15 protein-coding genes are annotated in these 16,407 nt (G+C 68.7%); 6 read left to right on the top strand and 9 right to left on the bottom strand.

Translation table 11 applies throughout. From position 1 onward, the window contains the following. Positions 1-75: 75 nt before the first annotated feature. Positions 76-717 carry an NAD(P)-dependent oxidoreductase gene (locus NQ152_RS03450; protein ID WP_257523014.1) on the top strand — a complete coding sequence of 214 codons (642 nt, stop codon included), beginning with the start codon at positions 76-78 and terminating at the stop codon, positions 715-717. 40 nt (positions 718-757) lie between these two features. Here the strand turns inward: NQ152_RS03450 and NQ152_RS03445 are convergent, their stop codons facing one another. Beyond that, positions 758-2,197: an amidohydrolase family protein gene (locus NQ152_RS03445; protein WP_257523013.1), complete on the bottom strand. Its 1,440-nt coding sequence runs from the start codon at positions 2,195-2,197 to the stop codon at positions 758-760. A 270-nt stretch (positions 2,198-2,467) separates the two neighbouring features. On the opposite strand from NQ152_RS03445, the gene NQ152_RS03440 reads away from it, so the two are divergent. Then, positions 2,468-3,175: an SDR family NAD(P)-dependent oxidoreductase gene (locus tag NQ152_RS03440; RefSeq protein ID WP_257523012.1), complete on the top strand. Its 708-nt coding sequence runs from the start codon at positions 2,468-2,470 to the stop codon at positions 3,173-3,175. Positions 3,176-3,225: 50 nt separating this feature from the next. Here NQ152_RS03440 and NQ152_RS03435 read toward each other — a convergent pair whose 3' ends face one another. Both NQ152_RS03435 and NQ152_RS03430 read right to left on the bottom strand, forming a co-directional pair. Then, positions 3,226-4,095: an NAD(P)-dependent oxidoreductase gene (locus tag NQ152_RS03435; RefSeq protein WP_257523011.1), complete on the bottom strand. Its 870-nt coding sequence runs from the start codon at positions 4,093-4,095 to the stop codon at positions 3,226-3,228. After that, positions 4,092-5,474, bottom strand: a complete 1,383-nt coding sequence (locus NQ152_RS03430; protein WP_257523010.1) for a Xaa-Pro peptidase family protein — start codon at positions 5,472-5,474, stop codon at positions 4,092-4,094. Before NQ152_RS03430 ends, NQ152_RS03435 begins: the two co-directional genes overlap by 4 nt. A 136-nt stretch (positions 5,475-5,610) precedes the next feature. On the opposite strand from NQ152_RS03430, the gene NQ152_RS03425 reads away from it, so the two are divergent. After that, the gene (locus NQ152_RS03425) at positions 5,611-6,306 is read left to right on the top strand and encodes a helix-turn-helix domain-containing protein (RefSeq protein WP_257523009.1); all 696 of its coding nucleotides are present in this window, start codon (positions 5,611-5,613) and stop codon (positions 6,304-6,306) included. Positions 6,307-6,321: 15 nt separating this feature from the next. Here the strand turns inward: NQ152_RS03425 and NQ152_RS03420 are convergent, their stop codons facing one another. Together NQ152_RS03420 and NQ152_RS03415 are read right to left on the bottom strand one after the other, a co-directional pair. Then, positions 6,322-7,383, bottom strand: a complete 1,062-nt coding sequence (locus tag NQ152_RS03420) for a zinc-binding dehydrogenase (protein ID WP_257523008.1) — start codon at positions 7,381-7,383, stop codon at positions 6,322-6,324. Further along, positions 7,380-7,691, bottom strand: a complete 312-nt coding sequence (locus tag NQ152_RS03415) for a Dabb family protein (protein WP_257503400.1) — start codon at positions 7,689-7,691, stop codon at positions 7,380-7,382. Before NQ152_RS03415 ends, NQ152_RS03420 begins: the two co-directional genes overlap by 4 nt. Positions 7,692-7,864: 173 nt before the next feature. Here NQ152_RS03415 and NQ152_RS03410 point away from each other — a divergent pair, with 173 nt between their 5' ends. After that, positions 7,865-8,896, top strand: coding sequence for a ketopantoate reductase family protein (locus NQ152_RS03410; RefSeq protein WP_257523007.1), 1,032 nt, complete (start codon positions 7,865-7,867; stop codon positions 8,894-8,896). Between the two features lie 46 nt (positions 8,897-8,942). On the opposite strand, the gene NQ152_RS03405 is transcribed toward NQ152_RS03410, so the two are convergent. Both NQ152_RS03405 and NQ152_RS03400 read right to left on the bottom strand, forming a co-directional pair. Continuing rightward, the gene (locus tag NQ152_RS03405; protein ID WP_257523006.1) at positions 8,943-9,638 is read right to left on the bottom strand and encodes a GntR family transcriptional regulator; all 696 of its coding nucleotides are present in this window, start codon (positions 9,636-9,638) and stop codon (positions 8,943-8,945) included. After that, a complete protein-coding gene (locus NQ152_RS03400) occupies positions 9,635-10,165 on the bottom strand; it encodes a VOC family protein (protein WP_257523005.1) in 531 nt (176 codons plus the stop codon). The genes NQ152_RS03405 and NQ152_RS03400 overlap by 4 nt, the downstream gene beginning before the upstream one ends. Before the next feature lie 231 nt (positions 10,166-10,396). On the opposite strand from NQ152_RS03400, the gene NQ152_RS03395 reads away from it, so the two are divergent. Continuing rightward, the gene (locus NQ152_RS03395; RefSeq protein WP_257523004.1) at positions 10,397-12,586 is read left to right on the top strand and encodes a thiamine pyrophosphate-dependent enzyme; all 2,190 of its coding nucleotides are present in this window, start codon (positions 10,397-10,399) and stop codon (positions 12,584-12,586) included. Beyond that, a complete protein-coding gene (locus tag NQ152_RS03390; protein ID WP_257523003.1) occupies positions 12,571-13,866 on the top strand; it encodes a dihydrolipoamide acetyltransferase family protein in 1,296 nt (431 codons plus the stop codon). The genes NQ152_RS03395 and NQ152_RS03390 overlap by 16 nt, the downstream gene beginning before the upstream one ends. A 2-nt stretch (positions 13,867-13,868) precedes the next feature. Here the strand turns inward: NQ152_RS03390 and NQ152_RS03385 are convergent, their stop codons facing one another. Together NQ152_RS03385 and NQ152_RS03380 are read right to left on the bottom strand one after the other, a co-directional pair. Next, positions 13,869-15,206, bottom strand: a complete 1,338-nt coding sequence (locus NQ152_RS03385) for a DUF4032 domain-containing protein (RefSeq protein WP_257523002.1) — start codon at positions 15,204-15,206, stop codon at positions 13,869-13,871. A gap of 74 nt (positions 15,207-15,280) precedes the next feature. Next, entirely contained in the window at positions 15,281-16,387 is a 1,107-nt protein-coding gene (locus tag NQ152_RS03380; RefSeq protein ID WP_257523001.1) for an ABC transporter ATP-binding protein, read from the bottom strand. Between the last annotated feature and the right edge of the window lie 20 nt (positions 16,388-16,407).

The following is a 16,407-nucleotide window of genomic DNA, read 5'->3' as shown; positions in this document are numbered from 1 at the left end:
GTCACACGTTCGATCCACGGCAATGAACCAGCCAGACTGAGACTTGAGACCCGAAACCCCGTCGAAAGGAACAGCATGACTCGCATCGCCGTCATCGGAGGAACCGGCTACGCCGGCCGCAACATCGTCGCCGAGGCGGTGAGTCGGGGGCACACGGTGGTGTCGGTCGCGCGGAACGTTCCCGCTGAGCGGGTCGAGGGTGCCACGTACCTGGAGGGGAACATCCTCGATGTGCCCAGCCTGGTCAGCGAGTTGGAGGGCGTCGAGGTCGTCGTCTCCACCGTCCCGGCCCGCGGCGACATGGTGGGCAACGTGCGGCCGAGCACGGCCGAGCTGGTCGCTGCGCTGCCCGAGAACGTACGCTTCGGCGTGATCGGCGGCGCAGGCGGCAGCCTCATCGCCGAAGGCGGTCCGCGACTGGTGGACCAGGATTCCTTCACCGAGGAGTACAAGCCCGAAGCGCTCGAGGCGATCGGCATCCTTGAGGATCTGCAGGCGACGGACGCCTCGCGCGACTGGTTCTACGTGCATCCCGCGGGCGGCTTCGGCGTCTACAACCCGGGAGAGCGCACCGGCTCGTACCGCATCGGCGGCGACGTGCTGGTCACCGATGACGAAGGGAACTCGTACATCTCGGGCCAGGATCTGGCCGTCGCGATCGTCGACGAGATCGAATCGCCGAAGTACTCGCGCGCACGCTTCACCGTCGGATACTGAGCGCAGGGTGGGGCCGCTGATTGCGACCCCACCCCGACCGCTACTTCTTGTACTGATACGGGTTGAAGAGCACTTCGCTCTCGGGGATCTCGGGGAACTGACCCGAGATCCAGTCGTCGCCGACCTCGCTCTCCAGATAGGCGACCGTGTCCGCCAGCTTGCCCTTCACGGAGGCCAGGTCCCCGGCGACCACCTTGCCGCCGGCCTTGACCACTTCGCCACCGACCAGCACGGTGTGTACATCGCCGCGCTGGGCCTGGTAGACGATCTGGCCCCAAGGGTTGATCAACGGAGCCCAGGTCGGCGAGTCGTCGTTCTTCAGCAGGACGACGTCGGCGAGCTTGCCCTCCTCGAGCGAACCGATCAGGTGGTCCTTGCCGATCGCCTTGGCCCCGCCTCGGGTGGCCATGTAGACGACATCCTGCGCACGCAGCTTCACGTGGGTGATCGTCTCGGCGGGCTCCAGCTGATGCGCGTGCATGTGCTCGAGCGCACGGTCCGCATTGACGGTGGCCCGCATCGCGGAGAACAGATCGGCGCTGAACCAGACGCTCGTGTCCACTGACAGCGACACCGGGATGCCGTAGCGACGCAGATGGTGAATCGGCGGGTAGCCCTGACCGCAGGTGTCCTCCGACTCCGTCGCGAGTGATACGTTCCCGCCGGTCGCAGCGATCTTCTGGTACGAGTCGGCGGAGAGGGAGGCGGCGTGCACGTAGGTGAACCCCTCCTCCATGACTCCGGCGTCATATGCGTTCCGGATGCCCCAGTCGTTGGTCGCCCCCCAGACGCCGGCGTGGGTCGTGACGCGCAGACCGAGGTCCTTGGCCACTCGATAGGCTGCCAGCTCGGGGAACTCCTCGTCCTGGTTGGGCACGTCGAAGGCGATCTGCGTGCCGAACATCCGGGAGTCATCGCGTGACCTGATCAGCAGGTCCTGGACGGCAGGATCGGCCGTCCACTCCCACGGCGACTGGTGGATGTTGCCGTAGGCGAAGACGAATCGTCCGGGTGAGGATACCAGCGCGTCCACGGCTGCTTCGGCGTGCTCCACGGTGCGCAGGCCGTGCGACCAGTCGACGCTTGTCGTCACCCCGGATTCGACGGCGTCCAGTGCCGAGATGAGGTTGCCGGCCGCATAGTCCTGGGGGCGGAACTTCATGCCGTGCTGCAGGTAGTACCAGACGAAATACTGCGTCAGCGTCCAGTCGGCACCGTACGCGCGCATGGCGGTCTGCCACATGTGCCGATGCGTGTCCACCATGCCGGGCATGATGATCCCGCCCGCGGCGTCGATCTCGAATGTCCCGTCCGGAACGGCCAGGTCGACGCCGACACCGGCGATCTTGCCGTCCACGACGAGGACGTCGCCTTCGGGCAGGACGGTGAGGGCATCGTCCACGGTCAGGACGATCCCGTTCCGGAACACGATGGGTTGGCCGGGCTGAGAAGCGGGTGTGCCGGTCATTGTGACGCTCATCCTCCTTGATTCGCAGTCGCGCGGATGCCGACTTTCCCTAGCCCGCGCCCTCGCCGCGCACGCTGCTCCTGCTTTACTTGCCAGCGTGATCGACGTGACCTAGGTTAAGCAGTACTGAACACCGATGTCCAGTGCCACTTGGCTCCGTTTCCCGGCCGGCTCCGCGCGCGGCGGCGGGTGAAGGGTCGGAACAGTCGCGTATCCCAGGTCGGAGCAATCTGTGGTCGCCGGTTCGGTCGGCACAAGATGACACACCCGCGAGGAGCTGCATTGGGCGACAGGACCATCGTCATCGTCGGTGGAACATCCGGCATCGGACTCGAACTCGCGAAGGACTGCATCGCCCGCGGCGATCGCGTCGTGGTCACCGGGCGCGACCCGGAGCGCACCCGGGCGATCGCGGCATCCCTCGGCGCCGAGGCGACCGGCGTGGCGCTGGACATCTCCGAGCCGGACACGATCGCCGAGCGGCTGAGCTCGGTGGGCAAGGTGCACGGACTCGTGCTCTCCGCGATCGAGCGCGACCAGAACACGATCCGCGAGTTCAACGTCGGTCGCGCCATCCGGCTCGTGACCCTGAAGCTGGTCGGCTATGCCGAGACGGTCCACGCCCTGCTGGACCGGCTGGAGCCCACCGTGGACACGGGCATCGTGCTGTTCGGCGGCCGCGCGAAGGACCTGCCGTATCCGGGCTCGACGACGGTCTCCTCGATCAACGGGGGCGTGACCGGGCTGGTCAACACCCTGGCGCTCGAGCTGGCTCCGATCCGGGTGAATGCCCTCCACCCCGGGATCATCGGCGACAGTCCGTTCTGGGCTGACAAGCCCGACGGCGTGCTCGCCGGATACGAGCGGCACACTCCGGGCGGGAAGCTCGCGACGATGGCCGATGTCGTGGATGCGACGCAGTTCCTGTTGCGTAACCGAGGGGTCTCCGCTGTCAACCTCTACGTCGACCGCGGATCCGGCACGATCTGATCCCGGCGCCGCCGCCACGATCGGCGCGCCGACCCCTCGCGCGCGGCGGGTCAGGCGAGACCGCGGCGGGAGACTTCGGCGATCGCCGCCCAGTCCAGGTCCCGGAGTTCGGGATCGGCCAGCGCGCGATCGAAGACCGCGATCAGCGCCGGCATCGTCGCGGGGTGCACGCCGCCCGCGACGGCCACCTCCTCCGCGAGCGCGAGGTCCTTCCGGCCGAGGGCGATGTGAAACCCCGGCGGGGCGTACGCGCCACGGGCGATGATGTCGCCGTACCCCGTGTACACGACACCGCCGAAGAGCGTGCTGGAGAGCAGTTCGGTGAACAGTGCCGGATCGACGCCCTGGCGTTCGGTCATTGCGACCGTCTCGCCGATGGCCTGCAGCGCGTGGATGATGTTGTAGTTGACTGCTGCCTTCACGGCTGTCGCCACCGACGGTCGATCGCTGATGCGCCACACGCGCCTCCCGAGCAGGGCCAGGTAGGGCTCGACCGCATCGATGTCGGCCGGATCTCCGGCGGCCAGGATGCTCAGGTCGCCGGCGGCCGCCACGGCAGGGCGGCCGAGGACCGGCGCGCTGACGAAGCGGGCACCGGCATCCTGGAATCGCAGTTGCAGAGCCTCGGTCAACGACGGGCTGACCGAGGCCATGACCACGTGGCGGCGGCCGGCCGCGGATCTGACGGACTCGGAGTCGAGGACGGCATCGGTGGCGTCGTCGTTGGCCAGCATCGAGAACGACACGTCGGCGGCGAGTGCTTCCCCCGGGGTGGCCGCAGCGCGGGCGCCGAAGGCGACCAGCTCGCGGGCGGGACCGGGCGAGCGGTTCCAGACGGTGACGTCGTGGCCGGCATCGATCAGGCGGCGGGCCATCCCGCCGCCCATCGAGCCCAGCCCGAGGAAGCCGAGTGTGGTCACGCCTCTCCGCGCCCCCAGGTCGTGTTCAGATGCGACTGAGCGTCCCGCTGGAGGTTCAGCGGACCGTCGACCGTGTAATAGCGGCGCCCGGCCACCAGCAGCTCCTCAGCGGGGAACTTGGTGATCACCTCGCAGCCGTCGGCGGTGACGACGAGTTCCTCCTCGATGCGCGCCGCCCCCCACCCGTCCGCGGATGGCCAGTAAGTCTCGAGGGCGAACACGTTGCCTTCCTGCAGCACTTCGGGGTGATCCAGCGAGGTCAGACGCGAGAAGATCGGCTTCTCCCAGATGGACAGTCCGACCCCGTGTCCGTACTGCAGGGCGAACGCAGCCTCCTCGTCCGCGAAGCCGAACTCCTGCGCGGTCGGCCACACTGCCACGATGTCGGCGGTGGTCGCTCCGGGCTTGACGAGGGCGATCGCGCGGTCCATGTACTCCCGCGATCGCGTGTAGGCGTCCCGCTGCGCGGCGCTGGCCGAGCCGACCGCGAACGTGCGGTAATAGCAGGTGCGGTAACCGTTCCAGCTGTGCAGGATGTCGAAGAAGGCCGGGTCGCCCGGCCGGATCAGCCGGTCCGAGAAGACGTGTGGGTGCGGTGAGCAGCGTTCGCCGGAGATCGCGTTCACGCCCTCGACGTACTCCGATCCGAGGTCGTAGAGCGTCTTGGCGACCAGGCCCACGGCCTCGTTCTCGCGCACGCCGGGCCGGAGAAACCGGTACAGCTCCTCGTAGGCGGCATCGACCATCGACGCCGCCTGGGTCAGCAGGCGGATCTCGTCGGGTGTCTTGACGCGTCGCGCCTCCATGAAGACCTGCTGACCGTCGACGACCGTGATGCCCTCTCTCTGGAGCGCGAACAGGATCGGCAGTTCGATCACGTCCACGCCGAGGGGCTGGTCGGCGACCCCGAACTTCTCCAGTTCACGCTTGATCTTGCGCGCGACGCCCTCGGCGATCTCCGCATCGGGCGGGAATGCCCCTCGGAGGGTCGAGATGCCCGCGCGCGCGCCGGATTCCAGGCGAGGCCGCTTGGCACCCTCATGCGCGGCGTTGGGGTCGGCATCCATCTCTGCCGTGGTGGTGTCCAGCCACGGGTTGTAGAGCGCGTGGTGCTTGGCTGCCGATCCGAAGTCCCACACGATGGGGTCGGTGTTGCGGGTGAGGAGGGCGAAGCGGATCAGCTTGTCCATCGCCCACGTGCCGATATGCGTCGCGCTCATGTACCGGATGTTCGAGAAGTCGAACGCCAGCACCGCGCCGAGCTCGGTCACATCGAGTTCCGCCTTCAGCCGCGCGAGCCGGGCATCTCGGAGGCGCTCGAAATCGACCCGCTCCTCCCAGTCGACGGCGTTGGTGCCGGTCGTGCCAGTGCTCTTCATCGAGTCCTCCTGAGCGTCGCTCCACGATCTGCGCGTGCAGTACAGCTTAACAGTAGCGACTGTCTGTCGCCCGTAGAATGACAGCAGCGACCGTGCCATTGCAGGACCGGTTCACGACGAAGGTGAGTGGGAAAGCATGCCGGACAGCCTCGGTGCACGGCTCCGCGAAGTGCGAACGCAGCGTGGGCTCAGCCTGCGCAGCGTTGCGCAGTCGCTCGGCGTCTCGGCGTCCTTGATCTCCCAGGTCGAGATCGGCAAGACGCAGCCTTCGGTGGCCACGTTGTACGCGCTGGCCAGCCACTTGGGGGTCTCGCTCGATGAGTTGATGGGCATTCCGCAGTCCGGGGCGAAGCCGGCCGCGTCGCTGTTCGGTCACTCCGGACCGGCCTTGCCGGACGTGCAGCGCGGGGCGGAGAACCCGCGCATCGAGATGGAGAACGGCGTGGTCTGGGAACGGCTCGCGGTGGGCGCCGGCGGGCCGGCCGATGCGCTTCTGGTCACCTACGCGCCCGGTGCGAGCAGTTCCATCGAGGGGAAGCTGATGCGGCACTCCGGCGTGGAGTACGCCTATCTGCTCGAGGGGGAGCTGACCCTGCATCTGGATTTCGAGACCTTTGTCCTCCGTCCCGGCGACTCGCTCCAGTTCGACTCGGTGAGGCCGCATCTGTACTCGAACCGCACGGGGTCTGTCGCGAAAGGCGTGTGGTTCGTCGTGGGGCGGCGACAGCAGAATGAGTCGCTCCGGGACGCACCCGGCGCGGAGGCGGCCGCCGGGCGGGCTCCGTCCTCGGCCGTGGACGTCCTCCGGGCGATGGACGATCTGGACTCCTGAGGCGGTCCGCCGGCGTCAGCGGGAGTGCTGCGCGGCCCGGGGCGTGCTCGCCCACGGATCGACGAGTGTCTTGATCTGACGCGAGCGACCTTCCAGCAGCGGCTGAAGCCCGGCCTCCACGACCTCGTCGATCGGGATCACCTCACCGGCGATGTCGGACCAGTCCTCTCGTGTGCCGAGGAGGCGCACCGCCTCAGGGAAGTCGTCCTGGTACACATGGGCGACCGTCCCTACGATCGTGAATTCGTTCAGCGTCCACCGGCCCAGAGGTAACGCGGGTTCGCCGCGCTGGATGCCGACCGGCACGATGGTCGCGCCGGGCTTGGCTGCATCGAGCACTGCGGCCAGGCCGGCGGCGGACCCGCTGACCTCGAAGAACACGTCCACGTCCATCCCGAGCTCATCCAGCCGGGCAGCCATCGGCATCGACCCGGAGATGAGGCCCGAGGCTGCCCCGAGGCGGAGCGCGAGCTCGATCCGGTCCTGATTGAGGTCGACGACCAGCAGCCGGGCGCCGGTGGCGGCTGCGGCGACCGCAATGAACGCTCCGATGCCGCCGACGCCGACGATGACGGCATCCTGGCCGGCGCGCAGCCCACTGCGGCGGACGGCGTGCACGGCGATGGCCATCGGCTGGGTGAGCCCGAGAGTGTCGAGAGCAAGGCCCGAAGCCGACACGTCCAGCACGATCCCGGCCGGCACGAGGACGTAGCCGGCGAGACCGCCATCGTGGTGGAAACCCACCGTCGTGTAGGAACGGCACAGGTTCGTGCGGCCGTTGCGGCAGGGCTTGCACTCTCCACACGAGACGCCGGCGCCGCTGACGACCGTGGCGCCGACCGCGAGCCCGTCCACGCCTCGTCCGACGGCCGCCACGACGCCGACGAACTCGTGGCCCAGCGTCACCGGCGGCACCGCGAGCACCAGCCCGCGGCCGAACTCCGTCGCATCGCTGCCGCAGACGCCGCAGACGGCCACGCGGATCAGGACCTCGCCCTCGGCGGGAGCGGGCACCTCGACCTCCTCGATGCGGAGATCGCCCACATCGTGCAGCACGGCCGCGCGCATCGACGTCATGCGAATGCGCCATCGGAGATGGGCAGCTGCACAGCAGAACGCTCCGCGATCATCCAGCCCAGGTACTTCTCGTAGACCGCCATGTGCTCCGGGTGATCCAGGTAGGTGTTCAGCGCCGCCGCATCGTCGAGGATCGCGGCGATCCCGTAGTCGGCGCCGGCGGGGCGCAGGCGGAGGTTGGCGCCGGCGACATACGACCGGATCTGGGGGATCCCGGAGGCCATCTCCCGAAGCGCCGCCGTCAGTGCCGCGACATCCGCCTCGGCGACCTCTGGCTTCCAGCGGAAAGCTGCGATGTGGAGGATCATGTCCTGTTCTCCTCGCTGACTGGTGACCTGGCCTGAAGATACTGTCGAGCGATTCTCGTGTCATGTCAAGTGAAGGTGTACAACGGGACCAGCCAGCGCGTGTTTCTGAGACTATCGCGGGCCCGGTGTACATCTGGGCTGTATTCTCGATTCGCCCGCGAAGGAGAGGACCCATGATGAGCGACCCGCGGATCGCCGTGCTCGGCGCCGGCGCCAACGGAGCATCGATCGGCGCGGATCTCACCGCCGCCGGTCACGACGTGGTGCTCGTGGAACAGTGGCCCGCGCACGTGGAACGGATGCGGACGGACGGATTGCGCGTACGGACGCCCGAAGGTGAACTGCACGTGCGGCCACGCGTGATCAACCTGTGCGAGGTCGCCGAGCTGAAGACGCAGTTCGACGTGGTGCTCATGGTGATGAAGGCGTACGACTCCCGCTGGGCGGCGCAGCTGCTGGAGCCTCACCTCGTCGCGGACGGTCTGATGGCGGGCGTGCAGAACGGGATGACCGCTCGTGTCGTGGAGGACGTCGTCGGGGCAGAGCGCACCCTGGGGGTGGTCATCGAATGCTCGGCCACGATGAACGAACCCGGTCTGGTGCACCGGCACACGGGCGTGGCGCGGTCGTGGTTCGCCGTCGGAGCTCTCCCCGGCGGACCGTCCGACCGCATCGAGGAGGTTGCGAGCCTGCTCCGACACTCCGGAACAGTCGCCGTCTCAGATGACATCCAGGCCGCGAAGTGGATGAAGCTGGTCAGCAACGCGACGCTCCTGGTCACGTCGGCGGTCCTTGGCCTGCCGATGCTGGACGCCCTGCACCTGCCCGGCTATCGGGACGTCATGGTCGCAGCCGGTGACGAGGCGCTCGCGGTCGGGGCGGCGCTGGGCCACCCGGTGCTGCCGATCTTCGGGCTCACGGCGGGGGAGATCGCCGACAGCTCGAGGGTCGTTCAGATCATGACCGACAAACTCTTCGCGGCGTTCGTGGTGCCCGGCGCCACGACGACCGTCCTGCAGGACTGGCGCAAGGGACGCCACAGCGAAGTCGACGACATCAACGGCCACGTCGTCGGCGAGGGCGCCCGCCTCGGCATCCCCACCCCCGTCAACGCCGTCGTCCTCGAATTGGCGCACCGCATCGAGCGTGGCCGGCTCCAGCCCGACCCGGTGCTCCTCGCGCGCCTGCTGGCCGCGGCGCGCTGAGTCGCAGCGCACGCCCGGGCATCGGTCGCTGCCGAGCGGATGACGCTCAGCTCGCGAAGATCTGCGGACTCTTCACCAGCTGGCGCCGGGTGCGGCGGATGTGCCCGGCCAGCACGCGCTCGGCCTCTTCGATATCGCCGTCGCGCAGAGCGGCGACGATCAGGTGGTGCTCCTCGTGGGCGATGCGTCTGGAATCCGCCTCCCACGAGGCGACGTACGCACGCCGGTACGGGGCGGTGGTGTTCCAGAGCTTCTGGATGAGATCGCCCAGCACCGAGGTGTGTGCACCGGCGTAACTGGCGAGATGGAACCGCCTGTCCAGCGCGAGGAAGGTGTCGGTGTCGGCACCCTCGACGGTGATGCGCTGGGCGAGGTCGGCGAGGCTCTGGATCTCGGACGGGCTCAGATGCGGCGCGCTGTAGCGCAGCAGAAGAGGCTCGAGCCGTTCGCGCATCTGATACACCTCCTCGCACTCGGCCAGCGTCAGGCTCGCCACCCAGGCGCCCGCGTTCGCCACGACCGTCACGAGACCTTCGTACTCCAGCTGCTGCAGCGCCTGGCGCACCGGGACTCGGCTCGCGCCGAATCTCGAGGCGAGGTCCTCTTGGCGGATGCGCGTCCCCGGCGGGTAGTCGCCGCGGATGATCCCCTCGCGGATGCTGTGCGCGATGCGCGCGCCGGCGTCGCCGTCCCGGCCGCGACCGGGCTCGAGCGTGCCGCCGCCGCTGTCGTCGTCGCTCATTGGGCCGGCCTCGCCGGATGCCACAGTGTGACCGGAGCCTCCGCTTCGTATGCCTTGCCGTCCGGGAAGCTGACCAGCTCGAACTGCATGCCCCAGGGCGAGCGGAAATACAGCCAGCGCTGACCCGCGGACGCGCCGGCGCTGCGGACCGGTGCACCCATGACCTCCACGCCCTTCTCGCGCAGGAACGCCTCCGCCGCGTCCATGTCGTCGACGTACAGAGCGAGATGATGACCGCCGATGTCGCTGTTGCGCGGCTGTGCACGCTGCCCATCGGCTGCGTCATAGGCGAACACTTCGAGATTGGTGCCCGAACCCAGCCGATAGAACCGGATCTCGCGGATCACCGTTCGCGGATGCACGCCGAGCTGCGTGGCCATCCACTCGTCGTCGGCCCGCTTTTCACCCAGCGTGTAGACCGGGATGGCACCGAGCACGTCCACCAGGAAGCGCTCCGCCTCATCCAGATCGGGCACCGTGAAACCGACGTGATCCACGCCTCGCATGCCGGGCAGCGCTGCAGTCATGCCTGACCTCCTCGTCCTGATTGGATCCAGTATGGCAAGCAACGACGCAGCGGCGCACGCATATCCCGCACAAAGGCTTGTATTGGATCCAATTGCGGGTTAGTTTGACAGCCACGCTCGGTTGCGGCGCGGGATCGGGCACGCGTGATCGGGCAACCGTGATCGGGCAACCGTGATCGGGCATGCATGATCAGGCATGCATGATCAGGCACTGTCGAGGGAGATGGCCGGATGCCGAAGCGACGACGCTTGCAGACCGGGGTGGAATGGGTTCAGCTCCAGACCACCCCCGCGGACTGGCAGGCGGCGGATCCCGCACTGCTGAGCACCATGCTGGGACAGCTGCACCTGATCCGGGCATTCGAGGAGTCCGTCCTCGATCTTGCTGCGGACGGTCTCGTGCACGGCCCCGCGCACTCCAGCAACGGCCAGGAGGGCGGAGCGGTCGGTTCCATCGTCGGACTGCGCTCCACGGATGCCGTGAACGGCTCGCACCGCGGTCACCACCAGTTCCTGGCGAAGGCCATTCATCACGTCGCGACCGGTCCGCTCGACGCGGCCGCACTGGTGACGTCGCCGCTGCAAGACCTGCTCCAGCGGACGCTGGCCGAGATCCTGGGCCTGGCGCAGGGATTCTCCGGCGGGAGAGGCGGATCCATGCACCTGCAGTGGCTGGAGGCGGGTGCCCTCGGCACGAACGCCATCGTCGGCGGCGGGGCCCCCATCGCGACCGGACACGCGTGGGCGCAGAAACACGCCGCGACCACCGATGTGTCGATCAACTACTTCGGCGACGGCGCCAGCCAGATCGGGTCCGTTCTGGAATCGATGAACCTCGCGGCGGCGTGGAAGCTGCCGGTCATGTACTTCATCGAGAACAACCTCTACGCCGTATCGACGCACGCCGAGGAGGTGACCGCGGACCCCCGGTTCTCGGTGCGCGGACAGGGATTCGGCATCCCCAGCTGGCGTGTGGACGGCATGGACCCGCTCGCGGTCCACCTCGCCACGGACGAGGCGCTCGCCCGCATGCGCGCGGGGGAGGGGCCGGCCATCGTGGAGGCCGAGGTCTACCGCTTCTTCCACCAGAACGGCCCGTACCCCGGGAGCGCGTTCGGCTACCGCACCAAGGACGAAGAGACCGGGTGGCGTGCACGTGACCCGCTTGAGCTGGTGGCGACCCGGATGCGGGAGCTGTCCCTGATCGATGACGGCACGATCGCCTCGATGCGCGAGCAGGCTCAGGCGGCGATGGCCGCAGCCGTGGCGAATCTCACCGAGGACGACCCCGACGACGACGGCCGCCGCCGCATCCGGCCCGAGCTGTGGCCGGATCCGGCCGTCGTGGACACCGGGATCCGCGGAGACGCGAGCGAATTGGAGGGTCTGGACGCCCGCGAGCCGGAGGAGCACGCCGGCGCCTGGCGCGAGATGAAGTTCGTCGATGCGGTCGCGGCCACGATGGATCGGCGCATGGAGACCGACCAGCGCATCATCGTGCTCGGAGAAGATGTGCACCGCCTCAACGGGGGCACCAACGGCGCGACCAAGGGCCTGGCGCAGAAGTACGGCCCGGACCGGGTGATCGGCACGCCGATCAGCGAGAACGGCTTCTTCGGACTGGCCGGCGGGGTGGCGCTGGATGGGCGCTTCCGGCCCGTGGTGGAGTTCATGTACCCCGACTTCATGTGGGTCGCCGCCGACCAGGTCTTCAACCAGGTCGGCAAGGCCCGGCACATGTTCGGCGGCAACAACACCGTCCCGCTGGTGCTGCGCACCAAAGTCGCGATGGGGTCCGGCTACGGCTCGCAGCACCTGATGGATCCGGCCGGGATCTTCGCGACCCAGCCAGGGTGGCGGATCGCCGCGGCCTCCACCGCGGCGGACTACGTGGGGCTGATGAACGCCGCGCTCGCGCTGGAGGACCCGGTGCTGGTGATCGAGCACGTGGACCTGTACGGACAGGCCGACCGGATCCCGGACGGGGATCTCGACTACGTCATCCCGCCTGGCCACGCCGCCGTGCGTCGGAGCGGATCGGAGGTCACCGTGCTGACCTATCTGTCCATGGTCGGGCACGCCCTGGAGGCTGTGGAGCAGACCGGCATCGACGCCGAGGTGATCGATCTGCGTTGGCTCGACCGGGCGTCGCTGGACTGGGACACGATCGGCGACAGCATCCGCAAGACGAACAACGTGCTGATCGTCGAGCAGGGTGCGCGCGGTCCGTCCTACGGCGGCTGGCTGGCCGACGAGCTGCAGCGCCGGTTCTTCGACTGGCTGGATCAGCCCATCGAGCGGGTGACCGGGGGTGAGGCCAGCCCCAGCATCTCGAAGGTGCTGGAGCGCGCCGCGATCGCCGGTACCGACGACGTGGTCGCCGGCCTGCAACGGATGCGCGCCGCATGGGGAGGCCGCTGATGGGCGTGGTGGTCAGGATGCCGCAGCTGGCAGCAGGCGGGAACGAGGCCGCCATTCAGACCTGGCTGATCGACGTCGGCGACCAGGTCACCGTCGGTCAGGCGATCGTCGAGATAGAGACCGAGAAGGCCGTTGTCGAGTACGAGGCCGAAGCGGACGGGACGATCGCCGGTGTGCTCGTGGCTGCCGGCGAGACGGCCACGGTGGGAAGCCCGATCGCCGTTCTGGCTGCGCCGGGCGAGAGCGCCGAAGAGGCGTTGCGGAGCGTCGAGGCGACGGCGACGGCGGCGGCGGCGGTCGCGCAGGATGCCGCGCCCACACCGACCGCCGAGGTCACGACGGCCACCGCAGCCGCCGCGTCCACTCCGGCCGCCGCGCCGGGTGGAGCCGGCAGCCGACTCTTCGCCAGCCCGCTGGTGCGCAGGCTCGCTCGCGAACGCGGCATCGACCTTTCCGCGGTGGTCGGGTCGGGGCCGAACGGACGGGTCGTGCGACGAGACCTGGATGCCGTTCTGACGGCCGCTCTGGGCGGTTCGGCGCGCGCTGCCGTGCCGCCGGCGCCGGCCTCGGCATCCGCTCACGTCGACGCCGTGCCGGACCAGTACACCGACATCCCGCACACCGGCATGCGCCGTGCGATCGCCCGGCGGCTGGGTGAGAGCACGGCGACTGTGCCGCACTTCTATCTGGTCGCGGACTGCCGGGTCGACGAGCTGCTCGCCGTGCGCGCACGCATCAACGACGCGGCGGATGTCAGCGTGTCGGTGAACGATCTCGTGGTCAAGGCGGTCGCCGCAGCGCTGCAGGACGTGCCCGAGGCGAACGCCATCTGGACCGACGACGCCATCCGCCGGTTCACCGGCGTCGACCTTGCGATCGCGGTCGCGGTGCCCGGCGGTCTGCTGACACCGGTCGTGCAGGGAGTCGAACGGATGCCGCTCGGCGAGCTCAGCCGCGCCATCCGGGATCTCGCGGAACGTGCGCGGGCAGGTCGTCTCAGGCAGCACGAGCTGGAAGGCGGTTCGTTCTCGGTCTCCAACCTGGGCATGTACGGAACCCGGGAGTTCTCGGCGATCATCAACCCGCCGCAGGCGGGGATCTTCGCGGTGGGCGCCGCGACCCGGCGCCCCGTGGTCGATGCCGACGGCGAGCTGGCGGTCGCGACGGTGATGACGGTGACGCTCTCGGCGGATCACCGGGTGCTGGACGGTGCGCTGGCGGCGCAGCTGCTGGCGGCTTTCGTCCGCCGCATCGAGAACCCGGTGAGCGTGCTGGTCTGAACTCAGACCAGGTCGCGCCAGTCCAGGCTGTCCGCTTCCTCGTCCGCCTCCAGAGGGGCGTTCTCGTCCGGCCCGAGCGGCCGGCCACTGGAGGTGACCACCGGCAGCGACATCGTCTCGGTGACCGGCCCCATCAGGGTCGCCTCGTCGCGCCGGTGGCGCAGGACGTCGTCGATGTAGCTGGTGAGCACCTCGGCCAGCGGCACCGAACGCCCGCGACGCTGAGACATGTACCAGCGATGCTCGAGCACCTGGTGGAACACCTCGGCCGGTTCGAGCTTGGCGCGGAGGTCGAACGGGATGGCCTTGATCACCGGCTCGAAGACGCGCGTGAGCCACTCGTGCGCCACCATGTCCTCGTCATCGCCCGTGCGCGAGATCCTCGCCCGGAACTCGTCCAGATCGTTCAGCAGTCGCCGTGCCTGGTTCTCTTCGACGTCCAGGCCGGTCAGGCGCAGCAGTCGGCGCTGATGGTGCCCGGCGTCGACGACCTTCGGCTGGATCGAGACACGCGTTCCGTCGGTCCTGGCCTGGATGGACATCTCCCCGATGTCGAACCCGAGATCGTTCAGTCGCTGCACCCGCTCGGTGATGCGCCAGGACTCGTTCGCGGCGAAGGTCTCCTGATCGGTCAGGGCCGCCCACAGCAGCCGGTACGACGAGAGGATGCCGTCGGCGATGGCCACCGCATCCACGCCGCCTTCGAGGCGGCCGCCCGCTTCCAGGTCCATGATCTCGCCCGCGATGTTGGTGCGGGCGACATCCAGGTCGTGGGCGCGCTGGCCCGGTGTCAGACCGGATTCGTGCAGCTCGCCGGTCTCGGCGTCCACGAGGTAGGCCGCGAAGGCGCCGGCGTCACGGCGGAAGAGGGTGTTCGACAGTGAGACATCGCCCCAGAAGAATCCCACGTTGTGCAGACGCACCAGCAGGACCGCAAGCGCATCCACCAGGCGGTTCGCGGTGTCCGGGCGAAGCACCTGCGTGAACAGTGCACGGTACGGCAGGGAGAATTTCAGATGCGCGGTGACCAGCGCTGCCGGCAGGGCTCTGCCCGCGGCATCCATCCTTCCGGCGATCACCGCGACGCGATGGACGCAGGGCGCATCGAGGCGATCCAGGTTCCCGAGCATGTCGTACTCGCGACGCGCCATCTGCTCGGTCGTCTCCTTGATCGCCACCACGCGGCCGGAGAGGTTGGCGAAGCGGACGAGGTGACGGGAGAGTCCCTTGGGCAGGAACACGATCGTGCTGCTCGGCCACTCGGCCAGCGGAGTCGACCAGGGCAGTGCCAGCAGGGCGGGGTCGACCGAGCTCGCGGTGATGCTGAGCGCGTCTGACATATCCCTCCAGGGTCTCTGGAAAATGAAACCGCGGCGCGGGGGTCGATGACCCTCCGCGCCGCGGTTGCTGTTCGCTACGTGCCCGAGATGACCGGAGCGTCGTTGAGGCGCTCGCCGGTTTCCACATCGAAGGCGTGGACGTGTCCGGCGGTGGCGGCCAGCGTGACCGTCTCACCCGCGTTCGGGTGGTTGCGGCCGTCGACGCGCGCGACGATGTCGGTGCGCTTGCCGCTGATGTCGGTGTGCCCGTAGAGGTATCCGTCTGCGCCGAGCTCCTCGACGAGATCCACCACGACCGACAGGCCACGGCCGTCGGCGGGGCCGACCACGATGTCCTCCGGGCGCACGCCGATGGTGACCTGGCTGCCGTTCGCGCGGCCGACCGTGTCACGATCCAGCGGGACAACCTCGGAGCCGAACCTGACGCCGCCCTCGGCGAGGTCGGACTGGAAGAGGTTCATCGCGGGCGAGCCGATGAATCCGGCGACGAACACGTTGTTGGGGCGCTCGTACAGCTCGCGCGGCGTGCCGACCTGCTGCAGGAGGCCGTCCTTCAGCACCGCGATCCGGTCACCCATGGTCAGGGCCTCGGTCTGGTCGTGCGTGACGTAGACCGTGGTGACGCCCAGGCGGCGCTGCAGTGACGCGATCTGGGTGCGCGTCTGCACGCGCAGCTTCGCGTCCAGGTTGGACAGCGGCTCGTCCATCAGGAAGACCTGGGGCTGGCGCACGATCGCGCGACCCATCGCGACGCGCTGACGCTGGCCGCCGGAGAGCGCCTTCGGCTTGCGCGTCAGGTAGTCCTCGAGGTCCAGGAGTTTGGCCGCCTCCAGGACGCGCGCCGCGCGCTCCTCCTTGCCGACGCCGGCGATCTTCAGGGCGAAGCCCATGTTCTCGGCGACGGTCATGTGCGGGTAGAGCGCGTAGTTCTGGAACACCATCGCGATGTCGCGGTCCTTGGGCGGGACGTCGGTGACATCGCGGTCGCCGATGAGGATCCGACCCGAGTTGACCTCTTCGAGGCCGGCCAGCATCCGCAGCGAGGTGGACTTGCCGCAACCGGAGGGTCCGACCAGGACGAGGAACTCGCCGTCGCCGACTTCGAGGTTGAGCTTGTCGACCGCCGGGCGGGTGCCTCCGGGGTACAAGCGGGTTGCGTTGTCGAACGTGACTGACGCCATTGTTTTCTTCTCCTTCACCG

Origin of the sequence: Microbacterium sp. zg.B48, from assembly GCF_024623505.1 — a bacterium.
Classification (GTDB): Bacteria; Actinomycetota; Actinomycetes; order Actinomycetales; family Microbacteriaceae; genus Microbacterium.
This window is presented reverse-complemented; position numbering and strand designations above follow the sequence as displayed.

Excerpts from the sequence above, each read along its gene's own strand:
- NQ152_RS03450 (WP_257523014.1), top strand. The coding sequence starts at position 76 with ATGACTCGCATCGCCGTCATCGGAGGAACCGGCTACGCCGGCCGCAAC.
- NQ152_RS03445 (WP_257523013.1), bottom strand. The coding sequence starts at position 2,197 with ATGAGCGTCACAATGACCGGCACACCCGCTTCTCAGCCCGGCCAACCC.
- NQ152_RS03430 (WP_257523010.1), bottom strand. The coding sequence starts at position 5,474 with ATGAAGAGCACTGGCACGACCGGCACCAACGCCGTCGACTGGGAGGAG.
- NQ152_RS03425 (WP_257523009.1), top strand. The coding sequence starts at position 5,611 with ATGCCGGACAGCCTCGGTGCACGGCTCCGCGAAGTGCGAACGCAGCGT.
- NQ152_RS03420 (WP_257523008.1), bottom strand. The coding sequence starts at position 7,383 with ATGACGTCGATGCGCGCGGCCGTGCTGCACGATGTGGGCGATCTCCGC.
- NQ152_RS03415 (WP_257503400.1), bottom strand. The coding sequence starts at position 7,691 with ATGATCCTCCACATCGCAGCTTTCCGCTGGAAGCCAGAGGTCGCCGAG.
- NQ152_RS03410 (WP_257523007.1), top strand. The coding sequence starts at position 7,865 with ATGATGAGCGACCCGCGGATCGCCGTGCTCGGCGCCGGCGCCAACGGA.
- NQ152_RS03405 (WP_257523006.1), bottom strand. The coding sequence starts at position 9,638 with ATGAGCGACGACGACAGCGGCGGCGGCACGCTCGAGCCCGGTCGCGGC.
- NQ152_RS03400 (WP_257523005.1), bottom strand. The coding sequence starts at position 10,165 with ATGACTGCAGCGCTGCCCGGCATGCGAGGCGTGGATCACGTCGGTTTC.
- NQ152_RS03395 (WP_257523004.1), top strand. The coding sequence starts at position 10,397 with ATGCCGAAGCGACGACGCTTGCAGACCGGGGTGGAATGGGTTCAGCTC.
- NQ152_RS03390 (WP_257523003.1), top strand. The coding sequence starts at position 12,571 with ATGGGGAGGCCGCTGATGGGCGTGGTGGTCAGGATGCCGCAGCTGGCA.
- NQ152_RS03385 (WP_257523002.1), bottom strand. The coding sequence starts at position 15,206 with ATGTCAGACGCGCTCAGCATCACCGCGAGCTCGGTCGACCCCGCCCTG.
- NQ152_RS03380 (WP_257523001.1), bottom strand. The coding sequence starts at position 16,387 with ATGGCGTCAGTCACGTTCGACAACGCAACCCGCTTGTACCCCGGAGGC.